The organism is Faecalibacterium hattorii, assembly GCF_003287455.1.
GTDB classification, from domain to species: domain Bacteria; phylum Bacillota; class Clostridia; order Oscillospirales; family Ruminococcaceae; genus Faecalibacterium; species Faecalibacterium hattorii.
In genome coordinates this window covers 1-3,066 of the sequence record NZ_PRLC01000033.1, presented here as the reverse complement: position 1 = coordinate 3,066, position 3,066 = coordinate 1, and the positions used below count along the sequence as shown (strand labels likewise).

The 3,066-nt window shown below is 51.0% G+C and carries 4 protein-coding genes and 2 pseudogenes; all 6 read right to left on the bottom strand.

The window, feature by feature from the left end:
- A pseudogene (locus tag C4N23_RS13565) lies at nucleotides 1-419 on the bottom strand (VirB4-like conjugal transfer ATPase, CD1110 family); the annotation flags it as partial.
- Nucleotides 391-756 (bottom strand): PrgI family protein, encoded by a 366-nt coding sequence (locus tag C4N23_RS13560; RefSeq protein WP_112146658.1) that lies wholly within the window; start codon nucleotides 754-756, stop codon nucleotides 391-393. The pseudogene C4N23_RS13565 and the gene C4N23_RS13560, both read right to left, overlap by 29 nt.
- A 13-nt stretch (nucleotides 757-769) precedes the next feature.
- Entirely contained in the window at nucleotides 770-1,636 is an 867-nt protein-coding gene (locus tag C4N23_RS13555; RefSeq protein ID WP_112146655.1) for a VirB6/TrbL-like conjugal transfer protein, CD1112 family, read from the bottom strand.
- A gap of 274 nt (nucleotides 1,637-1,910) precedes the next feature.
- Nucleotides 1,911-2,354, bottom strand: a complete 444-nt coding sequence (locus C4N23_RS13550) for a hypothetical protein (RefSeq protein WP_112146653.1) — start codon at nucleotides 2,352-2,354, stop codon at nucleotides 1,911-1,913.
- Nucleotides 2,332-2,814, bottom strand: a complete 483-nt coding sequence (locus C4N23_RS13545; protein WP_005943070.1) for a DUF3990 domain-containing protein — start codon at nucleotides 2,812-2,814, stop codon at nucleotides 2,332-2,334. The genes C4N23_RS13550 and C4N23_RS13545 overlap by 23 nt, the downstream gene beginning before the upstream one ends.
- 84 nt (nucleotides 2,815-2,898) lie before the next feature.
- A pseudogene (locus C4N23_RS13540) lies at nucleotides 2,899-2,997 on the bottom strand (Maff2 family mobile element protein); the annotation flags it as partial.
- Nucleotides 2,998-3,066 lie beyond the last annotated feature (69 nt).

The following is a 3,066-nucleotide window of genomic DNA, read 5'->3' as shown; positions in this document are numbered from 1 at the left end:
AATTTGGTCTTGGTCAGACCATTATTGCCCTTGGCAAGCTGCTGCCGCAGCATCTGGCTGTACTCAGCACGAACATCATCGAAACCATCTCGCTGGTACGGGATACGGATGCTTTTCTCAAACTCGGTGCTGTCGGTTGCCATGTTCACGAAGGACAGCTCAAATTTGATGCTGGAATCAAAGAAGTTCAGAAAACTGCACCATTCCTCAAAAATGGCGGTCTTGTCCTCCTGCTGCGCCAACTGATAATTGATGTCCTGATACTGGATGGTGCGGGTGTAGTAGTTTGCTTTCACCCGGCAGGTGCCATCCTCAAACATCCGCTGCATGGGGATGGACTGCTGGGCGGTCCGGGGCACGGCGGGTTTCTGCGTTTTTTTCTTGCCGTCCTTACCGGTCTTTTTCCAAAACGGAATCATAGGTTGCGCCTCCCTTCATCAAAATCGCATAGTAGTTGTTGGTCTTGTAGGGGCGGATCTTCGGGCGGACAAACCGGGACTGCACATAGTACGACAGCAGCTTTTCCATGGGCTGACCGTTTTTCTCGTACATCCCAAGGAAGAACGCCGGCAGCATCACCGCCATCATACCGAGGGTGGCAGCGGTGTTGCCGCCAGAATCCCGGAGAACAAAAAACAGCGGCACTCCAATGAGAGCCGCTGTGCCAAAGCAGACAAGCTGCCGTTTGGTCAGGTTGAACGCCACTTTGGATTTGACCTTGGTCAAATCACGGGGAACGGAAATATACGCAGCCAAGTGAACACCTCCTTTAGTGCGCTCCGAGAACGGATTTCGTCACAGAGCTGGTCTTGAACAGGCTGAAACAGAGCAGAACGGTGTAGCCGACAATGCTCCAAATGGAGTTGATGGCATCCCCGGAAATCGCCACGCTCTGGATCAGCACGGCGTAAATTGCCACGCAGATGAGGATGAGAAAGCCTTGAAAGCCCAATGCGAACAGGCATTTCAGGTAGTTCTGCCCCATGTGCGATTGCTCGTGGTTGCCGAAGGTCGCCATCGGGATGGGTGCAAGGCTCACCATGCAATAGATCTCAATCATTCTTCCGTACACGATGACAAAAATAATGATGCTCAATATCCGCATAGTGATGCCGATGAAGAAACTTTGCAGGAAAAGCCCGAACAGGGGTCCTACATCCATCTGCATCAGGCTGGATTGCAGCATGGACAAACCAATGTCGTTGACACGGGTGTTTCCGGCGATGATGCCGCTGGAATCGGACACTACCTTCTGGGTGATGTCGAACACCGCCATCACAATATCGAAGGTGTTACTGATGAGCCATACCGAAACAGCGGTCTTAAAAATCCAGCGCATGATGAGGGCAGGCTCGAACTGCGCCATGCTGTTGTGCTGGGTGATCATCTCAATTAGTTCATAACAGGCGATGAAGGTCAGAATGATGCCCGCAATGGGCAGCACCACATTCCGGGAGAGGGCTTCGATCATTGCGAAAACGCGCGGTTCAAAGCTGGAGGGCTTGGTGCCCACCTGCTGGGCGATATTGCCGACCTGCGTGTTCACATCGTCGAACAAGCCGGAAAGGTTTGACATAATGCCTGCCGTCAGGATGCCTTTGATCCAGTCGGCAATGGCCTTGAGAACGGTTTCCATTCAGCAGTCACCGTCCTTAGCTGAAGTGGTTGATGAGGGTCTTGAGCAGATTCAAGAGAAAAATAATGTGGGTCAAAAACTGCATAATAGCACCGCCTTTCGCTGATGGGTGGATAAAAAACACAGCTTGGAGCACGGACATTCAATAAACAAGCAAACCGCAGAGGGCTTTCCGTTGCTGCTCAAGCCGCCGTATGGAATAATCGACTCAGAAGCCGCTGAAAACAAAAAATGCCGACTGCTTTTCGGCAATCGGCATAGGACAATGATTCAGTTATGCAAGCATCTTGCCCTCCAGATAGGAGCAGCGGAGATAATCAGGATTGGTGTAGTACACGTTGGAATTGAAATCGGAGATCTCATCCGTGATAAACGACGAAAAAACATCCAGAATTGCCTGTGCAGCATCCTCATCCTTCATGGTGGACAGCACTAGCCCCTGATACAGCATTCCGATGGAGGTTGCAGAAGGAACCGTATAGCGGCACTCTGCGGCGGTATCAAAATCCCCATCCGGGATGTTGAGATCTTCGATCATTTCATCCGAAACCTGCTCAAAGGACAGGCAATGGTTTACTTCTGCCAGACGGAGCTGCCGTTCGATGTCGGCTTTTGTGAAGTGTCGGATCACATCCTGCCGATGATTTTTGGTCTTGCGGGCAATGGTCTCGATCAGGCTGCAAACATAGAGAACATCATTTTTCTGCTTTTCGGTCATGGATGGGTTCACTCCTCTCAAAGGTCAGGCAGTGCAAAGCGTTTACGGTGTGAAAGCTGATCTGGTGTGTTGGATGCTTGAATTTCGCCAATGCCCAAAATGCTTCACGGCTGATCTGCCCGGACGTAAATCCGTTGACGTAATCCCAAATGGTGTCGTCTGCCATGGGTCCCTCAACAATATCGTAGGGATGGGTTTCACCTGCACGGCATTTTGCAATAAAGTCCAGCCATTCATCTGACATTTCCGGGAAGCGCAGGATCTTCAGGTCGGGATTTTCTACATAGCGATAGACGTTCACAAGGCCATCGGCAGAACGGCGGTCTGCCCAGCGGTAGGCTTGCTGATAGTTGTTCGTGCAGTAGAATCCCCAAGAAAAGTCTTTTGTATACCGTGTGATGCGGATTTCGGGATAGACAACTTCTTCTTTACTGCCATGATACAATAAAATCTCGCTCATCTGCTTCACCTTCTGTATGTGAGATCGTTACTATGGCTTTCCCTATTATAGTATGTACCGGGCGGCAAAAGCCGCCCACTGTTCTTAGCCAAACAGACCGCTCAGCAGGGGAATCAGGGTAATGCCGACCAGCGCAACGCCGCCGCCAGCCATGAGCTGCTTCATGCCCTGACTCTTGCTGCCGGATAGCCATAGGTAAGTCTTTGATATGATCTCCAACTTTTCCCCGGCTCCACACCGTGCGTGCAGCTT

Bases quoted from the DNA above. Each gene is read 5' to 3' on its own strand.
- C4N23_RS13555 (WP_112146655.1), bottom strand. From the start codon at position 1,636: ATGGAAACCGTTCTCAAGGCCATTGCCGACTGGATCAAAGGCATCCTG.
- C4N23_RS13550 (WP_112146653.1), bottom strand. From the start codon at position 2,354: ATGACCGAAAAGCAGAAAAATGATGTTCTCTATGTTTGCAGCCTGATC.
- C4N23_RS13545 (WP_005943070.1), bottom strand. From the start codon at position 2,814: ATGAGCGAGATTTTATTGTATCATGGCAGTAAAGAAGAAGTTGTCTAT.